Below are 22,299 nucleotides of genomic sequence, written 5' to 3' on the forward strand. Positions count from 1 at the left end.
AAGCACCGTGAGCACCCCCGACACACAGTGGCACGGCGATGCGCGGGCACCGGAATCGCTCACCGAGGGGCCTTGCCGCAAGGTGGTCCCGCACCAGGCCCCGACTCCCTTGGGACGGCTCGTCGCCACCGTCGAACGGCTGCGGGGCGAGGTGCAGGCGGCGCACGCGGCCGCGGACGGCAGGGCCCTGGTCGAACTGGCCAAGGGCATCCTGATCGGACAACTGAGCTGCACCCCCGCCGCGGCGGCACGCCAGCTGGACGAGCTCTCCCGCGAGACCGGGCTGTCCACGCTCGACCTCGCCGCGGACATCGTCAACCAGGCCGCCCGCGACCACGTCAGCGAGGTCGCCGCCGAGTTCGTCGAGCGCACCGGCACGCTCGGCCCGGCCAAGCCGTCCACCAGGGTGGCGGTCCGGCTGCGCACCGCCGAGAGCGGCATGCTGGCCGCCGCCGACGACACCCAGGCGGTGGCCGAATCCCTCCTGACGAACGCGCTCAAGCCCTTGGGGGCGATCGCCGTCGCCGTGTGGACCGCGGCGCCCGACGGATCCCTCGCCCTGGCCGGGTACGCCGGGTTCCCGCCCGGGGAAGGCGCCCGCTGGCGCCACGTCCCCCCTGGCGTCTCCACCGTCGCCCGCCTCGCGCTGCGCGAGCGCCGACTGGTCACCCTCGCCCGCCTGCAACGCGAAGGGCTCCCCTCGATCGCGCACCTGCACTGGCCCGACGGCGGACGGATGGCCGTACCGGCCGGGACGGGCGGGCGCATCCACGGCGTTCTCGAAATCTGCTGGCCGCAACCCCTGGCGCCGCAGCCCCCGCAGATCGAGCGCCAGGTCGAGGCCCTCGCCGAACTCTGCGCCCGCACCATGGACACCTCACCCCCGGGCGAAACCGAACTCCCCGAAGCCGTGCTCCCGGACGTCTCGGAGCTGACCGACCTCGCCGAGGGACTGCACGACCCCGCCGTCATCCTCACCCCCGTGCTCGATCCCGAGGGACGGCTGACCGACTTCCGCATCCGCCATGCCAGCAGCCGCTTCGTCGACCCCGCCGGACGGCAGCGCTCCGACGTGAACGGCGCCCTGCTGCTGGAGGCCTATCCGATGGCCGCCGGCGAGAACGGGCTGTTCGACATCATCGAGCGCGTGCACGCCACCGGCGAACCCTTCAGGGCCGAACGCATGAGCCTGACCGCGCTCGTCGACCAGATCCCGCTGACCTCGGTCGCGGACATCAGCGTCAGCCGGCACGGCGCGGCCGTCCTGCTGATCTGGCGGATCGAGGACGAGACGGCACGACTGGCCGACCTCCTCCAGCACGCCCAGCGCCTGGGCCGGATCGGCGGCTTCGAGGAGAACCTCGTCACGGGTGAGACCACCTGGAACGCCCAGCTGTACGCGCTGCACGGCCTGCCGGCGGGGGCCCCGCCCGTACCGCTGCGGGAACTGCCCGGCTACGCCCACCCCGACGACTCCGCCGCATTGGCGACCTTCCTGCGGGCCGTGCTGCGCTACCGCCGCCCCGCATCCGTCGATCTCCGCCTGCGCAGGTCCGACGGGATCACCCGCCACATCCGCGTCGTCGCCGAGCCCGTCCTCGACGCCCACCGGCGCCTGCACGCCGTCCGCGGCGCCTACCAGGACATCTCCGCCCAGCACTGGACCGAAGTCGCCCTGGCCGCGACCCGGGACCAACTCGCCCACACCGCGGCCGAGTCCGCCGAACGCAACCGCCTCACCCTCCAGCTCCAGCACGCCATCATGCCCCCGACCCCGCCGGCCATCGAAGCCCCTGGCCTGCGCGTGGCCGTCCGCTACCGGCCCGCGGAGTCCGAGTCGCTCGTCGGCGGCGACTGGTACGACACCGTGGTCCTTCCCTCCGGGCTGATCATGCTCTCCGTGGGAGACGTCGCCGGACACGGCATCGAGGCCGCCACCGGCATGGTCGTCCTGCGCAACGCCCTGCGCGGCCTGGCCGTGACCGGCGCGGGCCCCGCCCAGCTGCTGTCCTGGCTCAACACGGTCACCCACCACCTGGCGAAGCACGTGACGGCCACCGCGGTCTGCGGGCTCTTCGACCCCCGAACCCGGGTGATGCGCTGGGCGCGCGCCGGGCACCTGCCGCCCGTGCTCGTCCGAGGCGGCGAGCCCGAGGCCTTCCCGCTCATCGAGGGCCTGCTCCTCGGAGCGCTGCCGGACGTCACGTACATCGAAAGGGAGGTCCAGCTGGAACCGGACGACACCCTGCTGATGTTCACGGACGGGCTGGTGGAGAGGCGGGACTCCTCGGTGGAGGACTCCCTGGGCCATCTCGTGAGCGCGGCGGCCTCCGTGGACGGAGACCTGGACCACCGGTTGGACCGCCTCCTCGCCGAAAGCCGCTCCGACACGGACGACGACACCTGCGTCATCGGAATCCAGGTCGGCTGACACCGCCGACCGGCCCCGGCGGGCATCACCGCTGCGTCGTGCCTGCCGGGGGCTCGGGATCGGCCGTCACGATCTCGGGCTCCAAGCCCTGGGCGGGCGTGGTGCGGGGCCGGCCGATGTCGCTGCGCCACGCCTCGAAGGCGAAGGCGGTGGCGGTGACCACCGCGAGGCCGAGCAGCCAGCCTCCGACCACGTCGCTCACCCAGTGCACGCCGAGCGCGACCCGCGTGAAGCCGACGCCGATCACCGAGGCCGCAGCGAGGACCCACGGCAGCGGCCGCCAGGCCCGCGGGACCAGCGGTATCAGCACCAGCAGCAGCACGGCGCAGGACGTGGTGGCCGTCATGGCGTGCCCGGAGGGAAAGGAGAACCCGGGCGCGTGGGCGACGGGATCGGGCAGGTGCGGGCGGGCGCGCTCGACCGCGTTCTTCGCCAGCAAGCCGACGAGCCCCCCGACCGTCGCCGTGCACGCCGCCCACGCGGCCAGCCGCAGCGCCCGCCGCCACAGCAGCCACACCACCACCGCGGCCACCAGCAGACGCATGGTCAACGGCCCCCAGACGACCTGCGTGAGGAACTCCAGCACCCGCACCCAGGCGGGATGGCCGAGTACGGAACGGTGCAGCCGCTCGGCGGCGCCCTGGTCGAGCCGGTGCAGCGGAGCCCACCGGGACTCCACCAGAACCAGTGCGAGGGAGAACGGCACGGCTGCCAGGGCGGTGGCGGCCGACGTGACCGTCAGCCGCGCCCCGAACCGGGCATCGGGCCCGCCGCGGCGGTTCATACCCCGGGATCCTCCGTGACCGGGCCAGCCACCCCCGCCCGTACGGCCTCGAGCTGAGCGGCGAAGGACAGGCCGAGGAAGAGGGCGAGCGAGGTCAGGTACGACCACAGCAACAGCGCCATGAACGCGCTGAGCGGCCCGTACACGGTGGTGAAGGAACTGCTCGCCCCGACGTACAGGCTCAGCCCCCACGTCGCGCCGAGCCACAGCACCAGGTAGACGCCGGCGCCGAAGGCCAGCCAGGTGTACCCCGGCTGCGTACGCCGGGGCGAGCGGCGGAAAACGGCGCTGGTGGCGACCACGGCCAGCAGGATCCCGACGGGCCAGCGCAGGACGTCCCACACCTGGTGCGCGCCCGCGCCGAGATGGTACGTCTCCGTCATCGCGAGGCCGAGGTCGGAGCCGAGGACGGTGACCGAGAAGGCGAGCCCCAGGGGCAGCCCGGCCACCAGCGCCATGACCAGGCCGCGGGTGTACTTGTGGAGGAAGGGGCGGTCGCGCTCCACGCCGTAGATGCGGTTCGCGCCTCGCTCCACCTGGCACATGCCGGTCGTGACGTTGGCGATGGAGAACAGCAGGCCGAGCCACAGGGCCGCCTCGCCGCCGTCCCCGGCCTGGCGGCGGCTCTCGCGCAGGGCGTCGTCCACGACGTCCTGGCTGGGGCCGCTGACGATCCGGCTGATCGTCAGCTCGGCCATGCGCCCGATGTCCTCGGTGTGCAGCACTCCGGACAGACCGATGAGCGCGATGGCGAGCGGCAGGATCGACAGGACCGTCTGCAGGGCCAGGGCCCGGGAGTGGCTGAACCCGTCGGCGTAGCGGAACCGGATGAAGGAGTCCCGTACGAGGTTCCAGCCGCCGTGGCGGCGCAGCGCGGCCCATGCCTCCTCACCGGAGAGGCCCTCGCCCTCCCCGTGCGACTCGGCTTCGGCCGCCTCGACTTCGCTGCGTGGCGGTACCCGTGTGGCGGTGCCCATGACCGTTCCTCCCGTTCCCCTGTATTCCGCGCGAACGCGCCGGTTCAGTCCCCGGCGGTGAGGGCCGCCGCCCCCTGCGCCCCGTCCGTCACCGGCTCGTCCGGCGTGCCGCTGCGCGCGGGCACGGGCAGGTATACGCGGAGCGCCCCCGGCTCGACCTCTACGGTCATCCGCCTACCGGCCGGGAACGCGTCACCGTCGAGCTCCCGCGGCTGAGCACGGGCGAAGCCGAGCTCGATCCGTGCCGCACTGAAGTACTCCAGCGCGCCGCGTGCCGCTCGCCGCCCGGATCCGCCCGGCGCCGGCCGAGCCCGTCCGCCCCTGGTGCCGGAGGCGAGGTGCCCGACCGCCGCGAGCCACCCCCCGGCCCCGCGGGGGTCGAGCAGCACCACCTCCAGCCGGCCGCTGTCGGGCCGCGCGTCCGGGAGGAGCGGCAGGCCGCCTTGCAGCGAGCCGACGTTGCCGATGACGACCATGCGGGCCCGCCGTTCCAGCGGGGCGGCCCCGTCGAGCCGGATCGACAGCCGCATCCGGGGATCGCGCAGATGACGCAGGGCCGAGACGACGTACGCGGCCCAGCCCAGGCGCTCCTTGAGCCGTGCCGAGGCGTCCCGGACCACGGCCGCGTCGAAACCGGCACCCGCCATGACCACGAACCGTGTCGGCGTGAAGCCGTCGCCGTCGACCCGGCCCACGTCGAGCCCGACGGCCTCTCCGGACAGGGCCTCGTGCAGGGCGGCCGTGGGATCGGTGGGCAGCCGCAGGTTGCGGGCCAGGAGGTTGCCGGTACCGCAGGGCACGATCGCCAGGGGGATCCCGGTGCCGGCCATGACGTCGGCGCAGGCCCGTACCGTGCCGTCCCCTCCGCAGACCACCACCAGGGAGGCGTCAGCCTCGGCCGTGCGCACGGCCAGCGCGCCGCACGGCTCTTCGACGGAGGTCTGCTCCCACACCTGGTCCGCGTACCCGTGGCCGCGCAGCACGGCCCGCACCCGTGCAGCCGTCTCTCGGCCGCACGCGTGCGGATGGCGGACCACCACGACCCGGCCCCGCGCCCCGGACGGTGTTCCGCCCCCACCACCCCCACCGCCCCCGCCCGACCGGGTCGCGGGCGGGCCGCCACGGGCTGCCGGCCCGGGTGCGGCCCCGGTGGCCGGCAGCAATAGCGCGTACGCCACGACGAGCAGCGTGCAGGCGCCGTTCAGCAGCCCCGCCACCACGTCCGAGGGGTGATGCATGCCCCGGTAGACCCGGGAGCCGGCTACGGCCAGGGGGAGCAGGAGCAGCACGCCCACCACGACGTTGCGCCGGGCACCGCGCAGTCGCCCCGCCGCGAGCACGGCCAGACCCCCGAAGAGCGCCACGGAGGCCCCTACGTGCCCGGAGGGGAAACTGGACGTCGGCGGCGCCCCGTCCAGGTGGGGGACATCGGGCCTGGGCCGCTCCACCACGAGCGTGACGAGCACGAACACGGCGGACTGCGCGGCCACGGAGACCGCGAGGAACACCGCCTCCCGCCACCGGGGCACGCGGGGCACCCACACCAATGCGACGCAAGCCGCGAGCGTCAGCCCGATCACGCTGCCGGTCCCGGCCAGCACGGACATCACGTCCGAGAGAGCGGTGGCGGGCACACCGCGCCGGGCCGCCAGGGCGCGGTTGACCCCGTCCTCGGCGGACAGTGGCCACCGGCCCGCGAGGGGCCCGCACACCAGCAGGCCCAAGCCCGCGACGCACGCCGCTTGCAAGGGCAGCAGCAGGAGAAGACGGCCCGGTCTCGTGTCCGCGTCGTGTGCGTTGCTCATTGACGGCGTGTTACCCGGCAGCGCCCGGTCATGCGTCCACCGGCGCCGGAGCCGCTGAGCCCACCGCACCGGCCCTCGTCCGGCCGCCTTCGCCCGCTTCAACCCCGAGATGATCCGGCGGCATTGGTCACGGCGTCGGGCGTCAGGCGGTGCGGATGGCCTTGAGCAGGCGGGCGCAGCGGGTGCTCATCTCCTGGGCGGACTGGTCGGGGTGGGCGATCCACCAGCCCATGAGGGAGCTGACGGCGCCCGTCCACACGTGCTTGAGGGCGTCGGCGTCGAGGGGGTCCTCGTTGCCGTGGCCGCGCAGCAGGGCCGCGGTGCCGGTCGCGGCGAGCCCGTCGATGGCCTCGCGGTGCCGCTGGGCGGCGATGCGCAGTTCGGATCCCGGCGGCAAGGTCCTGTCGTAGAGGACGAACCAGGCGTGACGCCGTTCTTCGAGGGCCGTGAAGAGGCCGGTGAGGACGGTGTGGGGGAGCAGCTCCTCGGCAGCGGCGGCCGGGCCGCCGGACATCGCCTCGTCGATCGCCGTGATGACGCGGGCGGCGATGCGTTCGAGGCAGGCGAGGTAGAGCCCGTCCTTCGAGTCGAAGTAGGCGTAGAGCATCGGCTTCGTCACGCCCACCCGCCGGGCGATCGCGGCCATCGACGCGGAGGCGTGTCCGTGCCGGCCGAACTCCTCCGTCGCGGCGGCGAGGATCTGCTCCTCGCGCTCGGCGCGCGGTACGCCCTTCGTCCCCGCCGGTCTGCCCCTGCGCCTGCCCGGCGGCGAGGTGGTCGACGGGGTGCCCGGTGCGGTGCCGGCGCTTGTGGAGTCCATGAGCCGAACTATACGGTGGAGTAAATTACCAAGCGGTAAATTACCGGAAGGTTATATCGCCATGGCTGCCGAGATCGTACCCGCCGCTCCCCTCGCCGCGCCCCGACGCCGTCGGTCCTGGTGGGGCTGGGGCACCGACGACAAGGCCCTCCCCGACAGCGAGTGCACCGCCCTCGGCGCGCTCGTCCCCGGTGCGGCCGACACCCCGCTGCCGGTGCCCGACGTCCGCAGCGTCGATCTGCCGAAGGCCCGGGTCACCCCGCCGTCCTCCCTCGCCCACTTGATGTCCGACACCCCGCCGGACCGGGCCTCCCACACCTACGGCAAGGCCTACCGCGACGTCGTACGGGCGCTGCGCGGCGAACTCGGGGCGGCTCCGGACCAGGTCGCCTTCCCCCGCTGCGAACAGGACGTCGTGGACGTCCTGGACTGGGCCGCCGGCGCGGACGTGGTCGTCGTGCCCTACGGAGCGGGCAGTTCGGTGGTCGGAGGAGTGGAGTACCGCGGGGACCGGCGGCGCGGCGTGGTCTCACTCGACCTCGCCGCCCTGGACCGCGTACTCGACATCGACACGGTCAGCAGGGCGGCACGGATCCAGGCGGGCGTTCTCGGGCCCGACCTCGAAGCCCAGCTGCGGCCGCACGGGCTGACCCTGCGCCACTTTCCGCAGAGCTTCGAGTTCTCCACCCTCGGCGGCTGGCTGGCCACCCGGGCCGGCGGCCACTACGCCACGCTCCTCACCCACATCGACGACCTGACCGAGTCGTTGCGCGTGGTCACCCCGGTCGGCGTCAACGAGTCGCTGCGCGTGCCCGGTTCGGGTGCGGGCCCGTCCCCCGACCGGCTGTTCCTGGGATCGGAGGGCACGCTCGGCGTGATCACCGAGGCATGGATGCGGCTCCAGGACCGGCCCCGTCACAAGGCGTCCGCCTCGGTCCTGTTCGACGACTTCAAGGCCGCGGCCGGTGCGGTCCGCGCCATCGCACAGTCGGGCCTGCACCCGGCCAACTGCCGGCTGCTCGATCCGGGCGAGGCGGCCCTCGCGGGCGTGGCCGGCGGCGGGCGCAGCGTACTCGTCCTCGGGGTGGAGTCCGCGCACTTCCCCGTCGCCGACCGGCTCTCCGAACTCGTCGCCCTGGCGCGGGACCACGGCGGTTCGCCGGCGGGGGCGCCGCCCGCGGCCGGCGGTCCCGCCGGCGGACCCCCGGATGACTCGGCGGCCGGTGCGTGGCGCTCCGCGTTCCTGCGCATGCCCTACCTGCGCGACGGACTCGCGCGGATGAGCGTGATCAGCGAGACCTTCGAAACGGCCTGCACGTGGGACCGTGCCGAGGCCCTGTACGAGGCCGTGCACCGGGACCTGGGCGCCGTCGTACGCAAGGTGACCGGCGCCGAAGGGATGATCAACTGCCGTTTCACGCACGTCTACCCCGACGGCCCCGCCCCCTACTTCACCGTCATCGCCGCGGCGCGGCGCGGCTCGGAAGTCGCGATGTGGGACGAGATCAAGTCCGCCGCGATGGACGTGCTCGGCGCGCACGGAGCGACCGTCACCCACCACCACGCCGTCGGCCGCGACCACCGTCCCGGATACGACCGGCAGCGCCCCGAGCCGTTCGCCCGGGCGCTGCGGGCCGCGAAACACGCGCTCGACCCGGCAGGCATCCTCAACCCCGGAGTGCTCTTCGACGGGGAGCGGAGCTGAGCCCACGGCGCACCCGCGGGGGCGCGACAACAGGGAGACGGGGGTCACATCGCATGCCTGTCACAAGCCGCCGGGCGGCGGTGTCCAAGAGGTGTAACCGTCGGACAACGGCAATGGAGCCCACCATGGAAGCACGCCTCAACCCCTTCACCAACCCGGTCCTGGGCAAGGTCTTCAAGCACATCATCGCTGCGGGCAAGGTGCTCTCGGACTCGACCCTGCCGGCCTCGACGCAGGAACTGGTCAAGCTCCGCGCCAGCCAGATCAACGGCTGCGCCGCCTGCACCGACATGCACTTCAAGGACGCCGTACACGCCGGGGAATCCGCGGAGCGCCTCAATCTGGTGGCGGTCTGGCGCGAGGCCACGGTGTTCACCGACGCCGAGCGTGCCGCGCTGGAGCTGGCGGAGGAGGGCACCCGGATCGCCGACGCGGCCGGCGGCGTCCCGGATGCGGTGTGGGCGAACGCCGCCAAGCACTACGACGAGGACCAGCTCGGCGCTCTGGTGGGCGTCATCACCGTCATCAACGCCTTCAACCGCGGCAACGTCCTGCTCCAGACGCCCGCCGGCGACTACCGGCCCGGCCAGTACGCATAACCAGGAGCCAGCCCGACCCGCGTGCCCATCCGGATGAGTACCGGCTGGAGGGGCACCGGGGCGGGGGAGCGTGCCGCGCGCTCCGGAATCCCGGAACGCGCGGCCCCGGGCGCGGGGCAGGACAGCGACGTGGCGTCACAGATGCCGCCGGGCGTTGAGCCGGGCCGCCTGGCGTGTCAGATGGTCGCGCTCGGCGAGGTTGGGTGCCTTTCGGGCCGCTTCGGCGTACAGCCGTGCCGCCGTCGCCAGGTCGCCGTCGCGCTCGTGGAGGTACGCGGCCACCGCCGTGTGGCGGGGCAGTGAGTCGTCCAGCGCCGCGAGCGCCGCAAGCCCGGCGCGCGGTCCGTCCGCCTCGCCGACGGCGACCGCTCGGTTGAGGCGGACGACCGGGCTGTCGGTCAGGCGCGTGAGTTCGTCGTACCACTCGAGGATCTGCACCCAGTCGGTCTCCTCGGCGGTGGGCGCATCGGCGTGGAGTGCCGCGATCGCGGCCTGGGCCTGGAACTCGCCCAGCCGGTCGCGGGAGAGGGCCGTCTGCAGGATCTGGACGCCCTCGGCGATCAACGCGGTGTCCCACCGGCCGCGGTCCTGCTCGGCGAGCGGCACCAGGCTGCCGTCGGGCGCGGTCCGGGTGGCGCGCCGGGCGTGGTGGATCAGCATGAGGGCGAGCAGTCCCGCCACCTCGGGATGGTCGATCGCGGCCGCGAGCTGCCGGGTGAGCCGGATGGCCTCGGAGGCGAGGTCGACGTCGCCCGAGTAGCCCTCGTTGAAGACGAGGTACAGGACGCGCAGCACGGTGGCGACATCGCCGGGCTGGTCGAATCGCACGCCGGAGACGGTGCGCTTGGCGCGGCTGATGCGCTGTGCCATGGTCGCCTCGGGCACCAGGTAGGCGTGGGCGATCTGGCGGGTGGTCAGCCCGCCGACGGCGCGCAAGGTGAGCGCGACCGCGGACGACGGCGTCAGAGAGGGGTGGGCGCAGAGGAAGTAGAGCTGGAGCGTGTCGTCCACCGCGGGCGTGGGCCCGGGCGCCGGCTCCTCCTCGACGCGGTCCTCCCGCCGGCGGCGTGAGGCGTCCGCCCGCCTCGCGTCGAGGAACCGGCGCCAGGCCACCGTGACCAGCCAGCCCTTCGCATCCCGTGGCGGGTCGACCGGCCAGACCCGGACCGCCTCGACCAGCGCCTCCTGCACGGCGTCCTCGGCCGCCGCGAAGTCGGCTCCGCGGCGGACGAGGACGGTGAGGACGCTCGGTGTGAGGTTGCGGAGCAGGGCCTCGTCCATCGACGACGTCACTCCGTGACGGTGGTGTGACAGCCCAGGAACGGGCGCAGCTCGAGCCACTCGTGGATCGGCTTCCCGCCCGCGCCGGGGGCGGCCGACAGCTCCCCGGCCAGCTCGACGGCGCGCTCGTAGCTGTCGACGTCGATCACCATCCAGCCGGCGATGAGGTCCTTGGTCTCGGCGAACGGGCCGTCGGTGACCGGCGGGCGCCCCTCACCGTCGTACCGGACGAAGGTTCCCTCGGGGGCGAGCGCCTGACCGTCGACGAACTCGCCCGTCCCCTCGAGCCGGGCCGCGAAGTCGGTCATGTACTGCATGTGCGCCGAGATCTCCTCGGGCGTCCACTGGTCCATGGGCACGTCGTTGACCGCAGCCGGGGCGCCGCGGTAGTGCTTGAGCAGCAAGTACTTGGCCATGATGCTTCTCCTCGGTGCTGGTGCGACCCATTCTGGTCGCCTTCACTCCGGGGACGGAGCCGGCCACGGGTTCTCGACACCGCCGCCCGATTTTTTTGGCTCTCGTACATGAGCCCGAAGTGCGGGCCCCGGAGCACCCTCCCCGCCCCCGCATGGGGCGTGCGGACTACGGCGCGTCCAACCTGCGACGGCCTCCGCCCTCACTCGGCCCTCTTGGCGGCGTCCACTGGCATCTCGGCTCCCGCGAGGGCACGCAAAGGCCCGGTTAAGATCATGGTTTCGTCCAACGAGGGGAAACCATGCGGAAGATCGTCACAGGCACGGCTCTGGTGCTGGCCGCCGGGCTGCTGACCGGATGCGGTAGCGGCGGGAGCAAGTCCGAGGAGGCGAAGGGCTCGACGGCCCCGGACAAGCCCGCCGCCACCGCGAGCAGCAGCCCGTCGGGATCCGGCAAGCCGGCCTCGGGCGGAGGTGAGGTCAGCCACGAGGTGACCCTGGAAGTGCTCGGCTCCGGACCCGCGCAGGTCTACTACAACCTGGCGTCCAACAAGGGCGAACAGGTGACGCTGCCTTGGAAGAAGACGGAGACGATCACCTTCACCACCGAAGCCGAGAAGCGCATCGGCACGACGGTCTCCGTGGTCCCGGGTTCGGTGCAGGCCGCCGACGGCATGCTCAAGCCGGCGTCGTGCGTGATCACCGTCGACGGCAAGAAGGTCGCCGACAACCAGGACGGCAAGACACCCATGTGCAGCTACCGCCTGAAGTGACCGTGACACCGGCCCGGCGCGCCGTGCAGCCGGCGATGTCCGGGCTGCGCCGGGCCGGTTTGCCGCTGGGGCCGCGGAGCCGGCGTCCCCGCCGTCCCGGAGGACGGGCCCGCCGAGGCCTCCGTGCCTGGCCCTATTGCGGCTTCGGCCCCTTCATCAGCTTGCTGAGCTCCTCCAGCTGTCCTTCCTTCATGCCCCGGACGTAGTCCCAGCCATTGTGGTCGCCGCCCTGGATCTCGTGGATCGTGACCTTGAGCGGGCCCTTGCCGAACTGCTGCTGGAACTTCTCCATCCGGTCGCGGCCGCCCTCCTTGGTGCCGTACTGGAAGAGGACGTTCACATCGGGGCCCTTGTTGGCGATCAGCTTCGGGGCGAGCTTCTCGGGGTTGTTCGCGTCCATTTCCGCCTGGTGGCCCTTCCAGAGCGGGGAGTCGGGGACGATCTCCCCGCCGTTGGCTATGACGGCCCGGAAGCGGTCCGGCTTCTGGAGGAGCTGCTTGAGGCCGACGAACGCGCCGGAGGAGTTGCCCATGAAGGCCCAACCGTCGCGGGACTTGTAGGTACGGAAGTTGGCCCGGGCGAGGTCGGGTACGTCCTCGCCGATCCAGGTGCCCATCTTGGCCTGGCCGGGGATGTCGGAGCCGTCGTAGTAGTACTTGTTGTCCGGGTTCAGGATCGGCATGACCAGGATGAACGGGAGGCTCTTGCCGGCCGCGGCACCCTCGGCGACGGCCTTCTGGAGGCCCAGCTGCGGCATGGTCGCCCAGTAGTTGTCGGCGTTCCCGTTGCCTCCGGGCAGCGCGATCATGACCGGGAAAGCGCTCTTCGCGTACTCCGGGCGGTCGTACTCCTTGGGCGTCCACACCCAGACGCTTCCCTCGAAGCCGGACTTGGGGCCCTTCACCCGGGCCTTGGATATGCGGGTGCCGTCGTCCAGCTTGACCGTCTGCTTGAAGTCGGTGAACGGGCCGGTGGGGAGGGACACGTCCGGGTCCGCGCTCGGCGCGGAGGTCTGCTTCCCACCGCCGGTCTCGTTGTTCTTGTCCTTTTCTGCCCCGGTGGAGGGCTTCGCGTAGCTGACGGACTCCCCGTTCCCGTCGAACCAGTCCGTCTTCCAGGAGATCAACCCGGCGCCGGCGCCGGCGACCAGGGCCACGGCCACCGCGGAGCCGATCCACACCTTCTTGCGGGATCGCCTGGGCGGCTGTGACTGCGGCTGCGGCTGCGGGTACACGTGCACGAACTTCGCTCCGAAAGGTGCGGCTGCCCTCGAGCGGGCAGAACGGGTGGGTCCTCCTCTCTGGATGTGTTTCTCGACCTCAAGGTTGCAAAAATATGCAATAAATGTCGTTTAGATTTCAAATGAGTACGGACCGAGTGGTTCCGGACAGGTTTTACGCACCGTGCGTGATGTTCCGGCCGACGATCGGAGTGACGGGAGGTGCCAGGGCCGGGCGCTGGCGAAATGCGGTCCATCGGATGCATGGCTGGGAATCGACCCATCTGCACCCTTCAAGTCCTTTTGCGGGATGCGTGAGCCGATCCCTACGCTACGGTAACTTCGCTGTCTGTAACGGGGATGTCCCATGGAGAACGCGAAGCATGAACACCAGCACATTGAATCGGCACAGCCGGTTAGAGGCCCTGGGGGCCCACGTACCCGAGACCGTGGTGACCACCCGGGAGCTGACCGAGGGGATATCCGCCGTCCGTGACGCGGACCTCCAGCGGATCACCGGAATCGCCGAGCGCCGGGTGTACGACCCGGATCCGGCAGTCGCCGAGAACTCCTTCTCGATGGCCCTGTCCGCCGCGCGGGACTGCCTTGCCGCCTCCCGCTACGAGGCCGCCGACCTCGACGTCGTCATATCGGCCTCGATCACCCGGTTCACGGACGGGGGCCGCTTCACCTTCGAACCGTCCTTCGCCGCGCTGCTCGCCCGGGAGCTGGGCGCCCGACCCGCCGTCCAATTCGACGTGTCCAACGCCTGCGCCGGCATGATGACCGGCGTCTACCTGCTCGACCGCATGATCCGCTCCGGCGCGGTACGCAACGGCCTGGTCGTCAGCGGTGAGCAGGCCACCGCCGTCGCCGAGACGGCGGCCCGCGAGGTCACCGACTCCTACGACCCGCAGTTCGCCTCGCTCTCCGTCGGCGACTCGGCGGCCGCCGTCGTCCTGGACGCCTCCACCGACGAGGCCGACCGAATCCACTACGTGGAACTGATGACCTGCTCGGAGTACTCCCACCTGTGCATGGGAATGCCGAGCGACCGCAGCCAGGGCGTGGCCCTCTACACGGACAACAAGAAGATGCACAACCGCGACCGGCTCAAACTGTGGCCGCGGTTCCATCGGGACCTCCTGGCCAAGCAGGGCCGGGAATTCGCCGACGAGGCGTTCGACTACGTCATCCAGCACCAGGTCGGCACCCGTTTCATCGACTACGTGAACCAGACGGCCGAAGCCGAGTTCAAGACCCCGATGCCCAGTTCCCTCGCGGTCGTCGAGAAGTACGGCAACACCGCGACCACCGCCCACTTCCTGACGCTGCGTGAGCACCTGCGGGCCGGTACCGCCCGCCCCGGATCCCGGTTCCTCATGGTCCCCGCCGCCTCCGGCGTCGTGACCGGCGCCCTGTCGGCCACGATCACGAACATGGGGGTCTGACCCATGGGAATGGTCATCGCCGCAGCCCACACCGCCGCGCACCACGGCACGGGACCCGCCTCCGCCGTCGAACTCGCGAGCCGGGCCGCCCGCGCCTGCCTGTCGCAGGCGCAGGTCTCCCCGTCATCCGTCGGCGTCCTCATCAACGTCGGCGTCTACCGGGAGTCCAACACCTTCGAACCCGCCCTCGCGGCCCTGATCCAGAAGGAGGTCGGCATCAACCTGGACTACATCGCCGACCCGGCCCCCGCCGCCGGCTTCTCCTTCGACCTGATGAACGGTGCCTGCGGTGTCCTCAACGCCGTACAGCTCGCCCAGAGCCTCCTCGACACCGGCAGTGCCGAACGCGTCCTGATCACGGCCGCCGACGTGCACCCCGGCGGCGACGCACGCCTCGACCCCGACTACCCGTACGCGGACCTCGCCGGCGCCTTCCTCCTCCAGCGCAGCGCGGACCCCGACGCCGGGTTCGGCCCCGTGTCCTCCTACTTGGGCGACGGACCCAGCGACACCGAGGGGTACCTCGACACCGCGGTCATGGGCAGCGAGGGCCGCTCCCGGATCACGGTCCGCCGTACGGAGGGACACCGTGCGCGGCGCAGCGCACTCGCCGCCGTGTGCACCGCCGGGTACGCCCGCGAGCACGGCATCGACCTGGACCGCACCGTCGTGGTCGGCCCGCACGCCGCGCAGGACACGGTCGTCGACGGAGACCGCGAGGAGATCGGCGACGGCGAGCCGCACACCGCGGCGCCGGTCCTCGGCTACCTCCAGGCCATGGCCGCCCCGCGCCCCGAGGACTGCGACCGGCTCCTGATCGTCGCCGTCGGCGCAGGCCCCGGCGCCGCCTGTGTCGGCTACCGGCCCGAAGGCTGGTGACGGGACGCCATGAGCACCGTTCCCCATTCCGCAACCGCCGCCGGCCTGGCCGACTGCCTGGAGCGCAACGCCGCCGCCTTCCCGCACAAGCCGGCCGTCATCCACCCCGACGGCCGCGAACCCGGCGGCGGCCTGCGCTACCGCGAAGTCACGTACAGGGAGTTGCAGGACACGGTCGAGGAAATCGCCCACGGACTCGCCCGAGCCGGGATCACCCGCGGGACCAAGACCGTACTGATGGCACCGCACGGCCCGGAGCTCTTCGCCCTCGCCTTCGCGCTCTTCCGGCTCGGCGCCGTCCCCGTCGTCGTCGACCCGGGCATGGGCGTGCGCCGGATGCTCCACTGCTACCGCGCCGTCGGCGCCGAGGCGTTCATCGGACCGCCCCTCGCCCACCTCGTACGGGTCCTCGGCCGCCGCACCTTCGGCCGCGTACGCATCCCCGTCACGCTGGGCCGCCGCCGGCTGTGGGGCGGCCACACCCTCCACGCGCTGCGCACCACCGGTGGACGAAGGACCCCCGCCGCCGACGTCGGCGGCGACGACCTCCTGATGATCGGCTTCACCACCGGAAGCACCGGCCCCGCCAAGGGAGTCGAGTACACCCACCGCATGGCGCTCTCCATCGCCCGCCAGATCGAGGCCGCCCACGGGCGCACCCGCGACGACACGTCACTGGTGACCCTGCCCTTCTACGGCATGCTCGACCTCGTCTACGGTTCCACCACCGTCCTCGCCCCCCTCGCACCGGCCAAGGTCGCCCAGGCCGACCCCGCCCTGCTCGTGGATGCGCTGGAACGTTTCGGTGCGACCACCATGTTCGCCTCGCCCGCCCTGCTGCGGAACCTCACCGACCACCTCACGGCCCTGGGCCGCCCGCTGCCCGACCTGCGCTGCATCGTCTCCGGCGGCGCGCCCGTCCCCGACTCGGTCGTCGCCGGCCTGCGCACCGTGCTCGACGAGAAGGCCTCCGTCCACGTCACGTACGGGGCCACCGAGGTCCTGCCGATCACCTCGATCGAATCCGAGGAGATCCTCGGCGAGACCTCCGCCGGCAGCGCCCGCGGAGCCGGCACCTGCATCGGCCGCCCCGTCCCCGGCACCCGCGTCCGCATCATCCCCGTCACCGACGGCCCGCGCGCCCGGCTGGACCCGGGGACCGCCCTGCCCGCAGGCAGCGTCGGCGAGATACTCGTCGAGGGCGAGTCCGTCAGCCCCCGCTACCACGAGGCCCCACGCTCCGACGCCCTGCACAAGGTGCACGAGACCCAGCCTGACGGCACCTCGCTCACCTGGCACCGCACCGGCGATCTCGGCTACGTCGACGACCGCGGCCGGCTCTGGTTCTGCGGCCGCACCTCCCAACGGGTGCGCGCCGCCGGCCGGGACCTGTACACCGTGCGCTGCGAGGGCGTCTTCAACGCCCATCCACTGGTGCGCCGCAGCGCCCTGGTCGGTATCGGCCCGGCAGGCGCCCAGCGCCCCGCCGTCTGCGTGGAGAGCGACGTCCCGGCCGGCAGCGCCGCCTGGCGGGACCTGGTCGCCGAACTGCGCGGCCTCGCCGCCGACCACGCCCCGACCAGGGGGCTGGAGGAGTTCCTGCACCATCCCGCCTTCCCGGTGGACATCCGCCACAACGCCAAGATCGGCCGCGAGCAGCTGGCCCGCTGGGCCGAACGGCGCCTCGCGCCGCCCCCGCCCCCGTTCTCGCGGACCCGTGCGGCCCGCCTCGTACCGCTCGCCGGCTGGGCGTACCTCCTCGGCGGCGCGATCTGGGCGGCCGTCGCGGACGTCCCCGACGTACCCCTGCTGCGCTGGCTGTGGTGGGCCGACGCCTTCCTCAGCATCCCGGTGCACGCCGCGCAGATCCCCCTCGCGCTGCCACGGGGCAGGGCCGCGGGGCACGGCAGCGCGGCCACCGCCGCACTGACCCTGCTCTACGGCGCGACCTGGTGGCGGTCCCTGTGAACATCCTGATCACCGGGGCCACCGGCTTCCTCGGCGGCCACCTCGCCGACGCCTGCCTGCGCGACGGCCACCGGGTCCGCGCCCTGGTCCGGCCCGGCAGCGACACCGCCCGCCTGAGCGCCCTCGGACCGGGGCTGGACCTCGTACCCGGCGACCTCGCCGACACCGCCTCGCTGGCCCGCGCGGCCATCGGCTGCGACACCGTGCTGCACAGCGCCGCGCGCGTCGTCGATCACGGCAGCCGCGCCCAGTTCGAGGAGGCCAACGTCACCGGAACGCAGCGGCTGCTGACGGCGGCCCGCGCCGCGGGCGCCACCCGCTTCGTCTTCGTCAGCAGCCCGAGCGCGCTGATGCACCTGCGCGAGGGCGACCGGCTCGGGATCGACGAGAGCACCCCGTACCCCACCCGGTTCTTCAACCACTACTGCGCGACGAAGGCCGTCGCCGAGCAGTACGTACTGTCCGCGAACGCACCGGACTTCACCACCTGCGCCCTGCGCCCGCGCGGCATCTGGGGCCCGCGCGACCACGCGGGTTTCCTGCCCCGCATGATCGCCTCGATGCGGGCGGGCCGACTGCCCGACCTGTCCGGCGGCAAACGGGTACGGGTCTCGCTCTGCCACGTCGACAACGCCGTCGAGGCCTGCCTGCGCGCGACCGCCGTCCCCGCCGAACGCATCGGCGGCAAGGCGTACTTCGTGGCCGACCGCGAGGAGACCGACCTGTGGGCCTTCCTCACCCGCGTCGGCGCCCTCCTCGGCTGCGCGCCGCCGCACCCCCGCGTCCCCGTCGCGGCCACGCGCATCCTCGCCGAGGCCGTCGAGGCGGTGTGGCGCCTGCGCCCTTCGGCCGGTACGGGCCCACCGCTGAGCCGTTACACGACGGCCCTCCTCACCCGCTCCACCACGTACGACACGGGCGCCGCCCGCCGCGACCTCGGCTACGACCCGCCGCGCACCCAGGAGGACGGCGTGAGCGGGCTGCTCCGCTGGATCCACGGCATCGGCGGCGTCGAGGCCTGGGCGCGACCGGAGAAGCCCCAGGGGCGGAAGCCGCCCGCGTCCACGCGTACCGACCAAGGAAGCAGCCCGCGATGACACCCCCTCACACCGTGTACCGGCGGCCGGTGTCGGCCACCGAGCACCTCTACCTTTCCGCGGGCCACGCGCGCGGGACCATGGCCCTGCGCATCGTCGTCGAAGGGCACACCGCCCCCGAACCGGCAGCCCTCCGGGCGGCGGTCGCCCGGGCCGCCGAGACCTGCCCCGGCTCCCGCCTGGTACGACGCGGGCCCGTCTGGACCGCCGAGGGCCCGCTGCCCACGATCCGCTACGCCACGCCGACCACCGGTGGCATCGACGTGTCGGACCCGGCCACGGCGGCGCTCCTCACCGGCCGCTCACGCCGGAACGACCCGCCGGAGTGCGGGATCCTGGTCGTCCCCGACACCTCCGCGGACACGGACACCGCCACGCTCGTGTTCAGCGCCTCGCACGCCCTGATGGACGGACACGGCGCCCTGACCTGGGTACGGGAGGTCTTCCGCGCCCTGCGCGGGGAGCCCGGCCGCCCCGCCCTCGCCCCCGACACCGACCGCGGACTGCTGCGCCGGCTCGGCGCTTCAGGCCGGCGGCCGGCACTCGTCCCCGACCGCCCGTCGCCCCTGGGCCGCCCGGTCCCGGGCCCCGAGCAGACCCTGTGGCTCCGCCGAACCCTCCCCGGCCACCACCGGGCCCTCACGGCCAGGCTGGCCCAGGCCCTGACGGACAGCGCGGCGACGGCCCGTGCCCGCTCCGGCGGTGCCCTCAGCGGCAGTGCCCGCTCCGGCGGCGCGGCCCGCGGCGGAACCCGGGTCATGATCCCGGTCGATCTGCGGCGCCACCGCCCCGGCACCGTCTCGACCGGCAACCTCACCCTGCCGCTGTTCCTGGACCTGAGCCCCGGACAGGAGTGGCCCAGGGCACAGGTCACCCTGCTCCGGGCGCTCGCCGAGAACCAGGAGCTCGCCGAGGGCTTCGAGTCGGCCCTCCTCCCATTGCCGACGGCGGCCGGTCGCCTCCTGCTGCGGGCCGCCCAGGCCGGCGCCGTACGGGCCGACCGGCACCTCGCCTCAGCCGTCGTCTCCCACCTGGGGCGTCTGGACCCGGCCGAGTTCTCCGGCGGGGGCTTCACCGCGACGACCCTGTACGCACTGCCCGTCCACGCCCCCTTGGTACCCGTCTCGATGGCCGCCACCGAGACGAACACCGCCACGGAGCTCACGATGGGCGTCCGCGGCGGCCCCGGTCTGGCCGAACGCGCCGCCCGCCTCCTGGACGAAGTCCTGGCCCACCTGCCGGCCTCCGCCGCACCGGCACCGCCGGCGCCGCCCGCATCCGCTGCGCGGCCCGGTCCCGCACCGCGGCCCCGGCCCGAGCCCGCGCCTGCGGTGCCGGCCGGGTCCGCGGCGGCGCCCGCGGCTCCGCCGGCTTCCACACCTGCGACGCCGCCCGCGTCCGGGCCCGTACCGCCCCCCGCCGTGGAACCGGAGCCCCCGCGCCCCGCCACCGTCGTGGAGCTGTTCCGCACGCAGGCCGCCCGTACGCCCGGAGCGCCCGCGCTCGACGGCCCCGGCGGGGTGGTCACGTACGCCGAAATGGACCGCCGTTCCGACGCCGTCGCCGCCGAGCTGCTGCGCCGGGGGATCGGGCGCGAAGACCTCGTCGGTCTGGTCGTCGACCGCACCCCGGCCGGGGTCTGCGCGCTGTGGGGGATCCTGAAGGCGGGTGCCGCCTACGTGCCGCTGGACCCCGCCCATCCCGCCGCGCGGACCGCGGAGATCCTCCGCGCCTGCGGCGCCCGGCTCTGCCTGACCCAGCGTCACCTCGCCGAACGCCTCGGCGCGCTCGCGTCCTGCCCCCTGCTCGCGGCGGAGGACCTCGTCACCGGCCCGCCGGCCCGCCCGGTCCCCCCGGCCCCCGCGCTCGAGGACCTCGCGTACGTCATCCACACCTCCGGCTCCACCGGCCGCCCCAAGGGCGTGCAGATCGAACACCGGGCCCTCGCAGGCTTCGTCCGCTGGATGACGCAGGTCTGCCGCGTGGACGCGCGGACCCGCTTCGGCTTCGCGTCTTCCTACGGCTTCGACATCTCCTGCTTCCCGCTCTTCCTGCCCCTCCTGGCCGGCGGCACGGTGGTCCTCGCGCCCGACGCGCCCTCGCCCGCCACCCTGCGCCGGCTCGTCACCGACCACCGGGCCGACACCCTTGCCCTCACCCCCTCCCACCTGCCCCTGCTGCCCGACCGGGGCGACGTCCGCACCCTGCTGCTCGGCGGCGAACCGCTGACCCCGGCCGCCGTACGCACCGCCCGGACCGCCTTCGGTCCCGACTGCCGCATCATCAACGGCTACGGCCCCACCGAGGCGACCGTCGTCTGCCTCGCCCACGTCGTGGAGGACGCGCGGCCGACGACCGCCGCCACCCTCCCCATCGGCACCCCCGGCCCCTACGCCCGGGTCGACCTCGTCACCGAGGACGGCGAGCGCATCGGCACCGGGGCCGAGGACACCGGCCGCACGGGGGAGATCGTCGTCAGCGGCGCCCAGGTGGCCCGCGGCTACCTCGGCCCGCAGGACGGCCGCTCCTCCCCGTTCACCGAGCACGAGGGCGGCACCCGCAGCTACCGCACGGGGGACCTCGGGCGGCGACTGCCGGGCGGGGCGGTCGAGTTCGCCGGGCGCATCGACGGCCAGCTCAAGATCGCCGGGCACCGCATCGAGCCCGCGGAGATCGTCGCCGCGCTCGAAGCCCGGCCCGAGGTGAGTCGCGCCGTCGTGGCCGTCCGGCGCCGCCCGCACGGCACCGCGCCGGTCCTGTGCGCGTACGTCGTCCCGCGCGCCGACGGCTCGTACGGGGGCGCGGGCGACGCGCAGAGGAGCCCGAGCGGTACGGGTGCCCAAGGCGCTCTGCACGGCGGCCCCGACCTCTCCGACCTCTCCGACCTCCCCGCCACCCTGCGTTCCGCGCTCACCGCCCTGCTGCCCGCCGCGATGGTCCCGGCGCACGTCATCACCGTGGACGCCATTCCCAGCACGGTCGGCGGCAAGGCCGACCTCGACGCCCTCCCCGACCCCTTCACCTCCGCGCCCGTCGTCGCCCACGACCCGGCGGAGCCCGCCGCCCTCCAGGCGCGGGTGGCCGCCCACTGGGGCGCGATCCTCGCCGTGGACACCACCCGGCTGTCCGCGGAATCCGACTTCCAGACCCTGGGCGGAGACTCCCTCGCCCTGGTGGAAATGCTGACCGCCGTCTCCGACGACCTGCTGGAACCCGCCGAGGCCCGGCGCTTCATGGCCGGCCTGGACTGCCTGGTCCGGAACCTGACGCTCGCACAGGTCTGCGCCCACCTCGCCGCCGCCCGAGAGGAGCTCCCCGCATGATCTTCGTCGGAGACGGCGCACTGCTGCGCCGAGCCGTCGCTCACGCCGCCGCGCAGGGCCACCCCGTAGACCTCGTCTGCTGCGAGGATCCGCAGGACGCTGCAGGCGCCCGGCACCTGCGCGTTCCCGCCTCCGGCGACGTCAACGCCCACGCCGACGCCCTCGCGCAGGCCTGCACCGACGGAGTCGTCTGGTCCCTCAACAACCGCCGGATCTTCCGCGCCCCGCTCCTCTCCCGGGGCCTGCGCATCCTCAACATCCACAACGGCCTGCTGCCCCGCCACCGCGGACTGCCCTCCGTGGCCGTCCTCTTCGCCCTGCTGCACGGCGAGCGCGAGTACGGCGCGACCCTGCACGAGGTCGACGCGGGCATCGACACCGGCCGCGTCCTGGCCGTACGCCGCTTCCCGATCGCCCCCGACGCCCGCCACTTCCAGGTCATGCTCCACGGCGTGCGCGCCTGCCAGGCCCTGTTCGAGGAAACCCTGCCGGCGGTCGACGCGGGCGCGGCCCTCCCGCCCCCACCCGCCCCCGCGGGGCCGTCGGCGTACTACGGGACCCGGGCCCTGGCCCGGCTGGCGGACCACCGCGATCACCCGGCCTACGCCGCCGCCACGGACCTCGGCCCCTTCGCCGCGCACGCCCCCGAACTGGCCGCGGCGATCGGGACGGCGGCGCCCTTCACATGAGATGACTTTTCGGGCCGCGTCACCCGGAATGGTCAGGTACCCGATCTTTCCGTGCGTAGGGGACGTGACCTGTGGTTTCCTGAGC

At 73.4% G+C, this 22,299-nt stretch carries 17 protein-coding genes; 10 read left to right on the top strand and 7 right to left on the bottom strand.

The window, feature by feature from the left end; genetic code table 11:
* Window positions 1–7: 7 nt before the first annotated feature.
* Window positions 8–2,431 (top strand): SpoIIE family protein phosphatase, encoded by a 2,424-nt coding sequence (locus AB5J51_RS36995; protein ID WP_369779739.1) that lies wholly within the window; start codon window positions 8–10, stop codon window positions 2,429–2,431.
* 25 nt (window positions 2,432–2,456) lie between these two features.
* Here AB5J51_RS36995 and AB5J51_RS37000 read toward each other — a convergent pair whose 3' ends face one another.
* The 4 genes from AB5J51_RS37000 to AB5J51_RS37015 form a co-directional block, all read right to left on the bottom strand.
* Window positions 2,457–3,215, bottom strand: a complete 759-nt coding sequence (locus AB5J51_RS37000; RefSeq protein ID WP_369779740.1) for a phosphatase PAP2 family protein — start codon at window positions 3,213–3,215, stop codon at window positions 2,457–2,459.
* A complete protein-coding gene (locus AB5J51_RS37005; RefSeq protein ID WP_053786697.1) occupies window positions 3,212–4,192 on the bottom strand; it encodes a YihY/virulence factor BrkB family protein in 981 nt (326 codons plus the stop codon). Before AB5J51_RS37005 ends, AB5J51_RS37000 begins: the two co-directional genes overlap by 4 nt.
* Window positions 4,193–4,236: 44 nt before the next feature.
* Complete coding sequence (locus AB5J51_RS37010) at window positions 4,237–5,997, bottom strand: diacylglycerol kinase family protein (RefSeq protein ID WP_369779741.1); 1,761 nt, start codon at window positions 5,995–5,997, stop codon at window positions 4,237–4,239.
* 142 nt (window positions 5,998–6,139) lie between these two features.
* Window positions 6,140–6,817, bottom strand: coding sequence for a TetR/AcrR family transcriptional regulator (locus AB5J51_RS37015; RefSeq protein WP_369779742.1), 678 nt, complete (start codon window positions 6,815–6,817; stop codon window positions 6,140–6,142).
* A gap of 61 nt (window positions 6,818–6,878) precedes the next feature.
* On the opposite strand from AB5J51_RS37015, the gene AB5J51_RS37020 reads away from it, so the two are divergent.
* Complete coding sequence (locus AB5J51_RS37020) at window positions 6,879–8,522, top strand: FAD-binding oxidoreductase (RefSeq protein WP_369779743.1); 1,644 nt, start codon at window positions 6,879–6,881, stop codon at window positions 8,520–8,522.
* Window positions 8,523–8,647: 125 nt separating this feature from the next.
* Window positions 8,648–9,121: a carboxymuconolactone decarboxylase family protein gene (locus tag AB5J51_RS37025; protein WP_053786773.1), complete on the top strand. Its 474-nt coding sequence runs from the start codon at window positions 8,648–8,650 to the stop codon at window positions 9,119–9,121.
* 135 nt (window positions 9,122–9,256) lie between these two features.
* Here the strand turns inward: AB5J51_RS37025 and AB5J51_RS37030 are convergent, their stop codons facing one another.
* The gene (locus AB5J51_RS37030; protein WP_053786701.1) at window positions 9,257–10,402 is read right to left on the bottom strand and encodes an RNA polymerase sigma factor; all 1,146 of its coding nucleotides are present in this window, start codon (window positions 10,400–10,402) and stop codon (window positions 9,257–9,259) included.
* A gap of 8 nt (window positions 10,403–10,410) precedes the next feature.
* Window positions 10,411–10,818, bottom strand: a complete 408-nt coding sequence (locus AB5J51_RS37035) for a YciI family protein (RefSeq protein WP_136223995.1) — start codon at window positions 10,816–10,818, stop codon at window positions 10,411–10,413.
* 299 nt (window positions 10,819–11,117) lie between these two features.
* Between AB5J51_RS37035 and AB5J51_RS37040 the strand changes: the two genes are divergently transcribed.
* Window positions 11,118–11,588, top strand: coding sequence for a hypothetical protein (locus AB5J51_RS37040; RefSeq protein WP_136223996.1), 471 nt, complete (start codon window positions 11,118–11,120; stop codon window positions 11,586–11,588).
* 133 nt (window positions 11,589–11,721) lie between these two features.
* On the opposite strand, the gene AB5J51_RS37045 is transcribed toward AB5J51_RS37040, so the two are convergent.
* Window positions 11,722–12,828, bottom strand: a complete 1,107-nt coding sequence (locus AB5J51_RS37045) for an alpha/beta hydrolase (protein ID WP_369779744.1) — start codon at window positions 12,826–12,828, stop codon at window positions 11,722–11,724.
* Window positions 12,829–13,190: 362 nt separating this feature from the next.
* On the opposite strand from AB5J51_RS37045, the gene AB5J51_RS37050 reads away from it, so the two are divergent.
* From AB5J51_RS37050 to AB5J51_RS37075, 6 genes are read left to right on the top strand one after another with little or no spacing between them, the layout of a single operon-like run.
* A complete protein-coding gene (locus AB5J51_RS37050) occupies window positions 13,191–14,258 on the top strand; it encodes a 3-oxoacyl-ACP synthase III family protein (protein WP_136223998.1) in 1,068 nt (355 codons plus the stop codon).
* 3 nt (window positions 14,259–14,261) lie between these two features.
* A complete protein-coding gene (locus AB5J51_RS37055; RefSeq protein ID WP_369779745.1) occupies window positions 14,262–15,137 on the top strand; it encodes a hypothetical protein in 876 nt (291 codons plus the stop codon).
* A gap of 9 nt (window positions 15,138–15,146) precedes the next feature.
* Complete coding sequence (locus AB5J51_RS37060; protein WP_369779746.1) at window positions 15,147–17,105, top strand: fatty acid CoA ligase family protein; 1,959 nt, start codon at window positions 15,147–15,149, stop codon at window positions 17,103–17,105.
* Window positions 17,102–18,202 carry an NAD-dependent epimerase/dehydratase family protein gene (locus tag AB5J51_RS37065; protein ID WP_369779747.1) on the top strand — a complete coding sequence of 367 codons (1,101 nt, stop codon included), beginning with the start codon at window positions 17,102–17,104 and terminating at the stop codon, window positions 18,200–18,202. Before AB5J51_RS37060 ends, AB5J51_RS37065 begins: the two co-directional genes overlap by 4 nt.
* Window positions 18,199–21,525 (top strand): amino acid adenylation domain-containing protein, encoded by a 3,327-nt coding sequence (locus AB5J51_RS37070; RefSeq protein WP_369779748.1) that lies wholly within the window; start codon window positions 18,199–18,201, stop codon window positions 21,523–21,525. Before AB5J51_RS37065 ends, AB5J51_RS37070 begins: the two co-directional genes overlap by 4 nt.
* Window positions 21,522–22,214 carry a formyltransferase family protein gene (locus tag AB5J51_RS37075; protein ID WP_053786709.1) on the top strand — a complete coding sequence of 231 codons (693 nt, stop codon included), beginning with the start codon at window positions 21,522–21,524 and terminating at the stop codon, window positions 22,212–22,214. Before AB5J51_RS37070 ends, AB5J51_RS37075 begins: the two co-directional genes overlap by 4 nt.
* Window positions 22,215–22,299: the final 85 nt, after the last annotated feature.

This window comes from Streptomyces sp. R33 (assembly GCF_041200175.1).
GTDB lineage: Bacteria > Actinomycetota > Actinomycetes > Streptomycetales > Streptomycetaceae > Streptomyces > Streptomyces katrae_B.

Coding starts and splice junctions, on each gene's coding strand:
- AB5J51_RS37025 (WP_053786773.1), top strand. CDS start 8,648: ATGGAAGCACGCCTCAACCCCTTCACCAACCCGGTCCTGGGCAAGGTC.
- AB5J51_RS37050 (WP_136223998.1), top strand. CDS start 13,191: ATGAACACCAGCACATTGAATCGGCACAGCCGGTTAGAGGCCCTGGGG.
- AB5J51_RS37035 (WP_136223995.1), bottom strand. CDS start 10,818: ATGGCCAAGTACTTGCTGCTCAAGCACTACCGCGGCGCCCCGGCTGCG.
- AB5J51_RS37010 (WP_369779741.1), bottom strand. CDS start 5,997: ATGAGCAACGCACACGACGCGGACACGAGACCGGGCCGTCTTCTCCTG.
- AB5J51_RS37075 (WP_053786709.1), top strand. CDS start 21,522: ATGATCTTCGTCGGAGACGGCGCACTGCTGCGCCGAGCCGTCGCTCAC.
- AB5J51_RS37015 (WP_369779742.1), bottom strand. CDS start 6,817: ATGGACTCCACAAGCGCCGGCACCGCACCGGGCACCCCGTCGACCACC.
- AB5J51_RS37000 (WP_369779740.1), bottom strand. CDS start 3,215: ATGAACCGCCGCGGCGGGCCCGATGCCCGGTTCGGGGCGCGGCTGACG.
- AB5J51_RS37030 (WP_053786701.1), bottom strand. CDS start 10,402: ATGGACGAGGCCCTGCTCCGCAACCTCACACCGAGCGTCCTCACCGTC.
- AB5J51_RS37040 (WP_136223996.1), top strand. CDS start 11,118: ATGCGGAAGATCGTCACAGGCACGGCTCTGGTGCTGGCCGCCGGGCTG.
- AB5J51_RS37020 (WP_369779743.1), top strand. CDS start 6,879: ATGGCTGCCGAGATCGTACCCGCCGCTCCCCTCGCCGCGCCCCGACGC.
- AB5J51_RS37005 (WP_053786697.1), bottom strand. CDS start 4,192: ATGGGCACCGCCACACGGGTACCGCCACGCAGCGAAGTCGAGGCGGCC.
- AB5J51_RS37070 (WP_369779748.1), top strand. CDS start 18,199: ATGACACCCCCTCACACCGTGTACCGGCGGCCGGTGTCGGCCACCGAG.
- AB5J51_RS37060 (WP_369779746.1), top strand. CDS start 15,147: ATGAGCACCGTTCCCCATTCCGCAACCGCCGCCGGCCTGGCCGACTGC.
- AB5J51_RS37055 (WP_369779745.1), top strand. CDS start 14,262: ATGGGAATGGTCATCGCCGCAGCCCACACCGCCGCGCACCACGGCACG.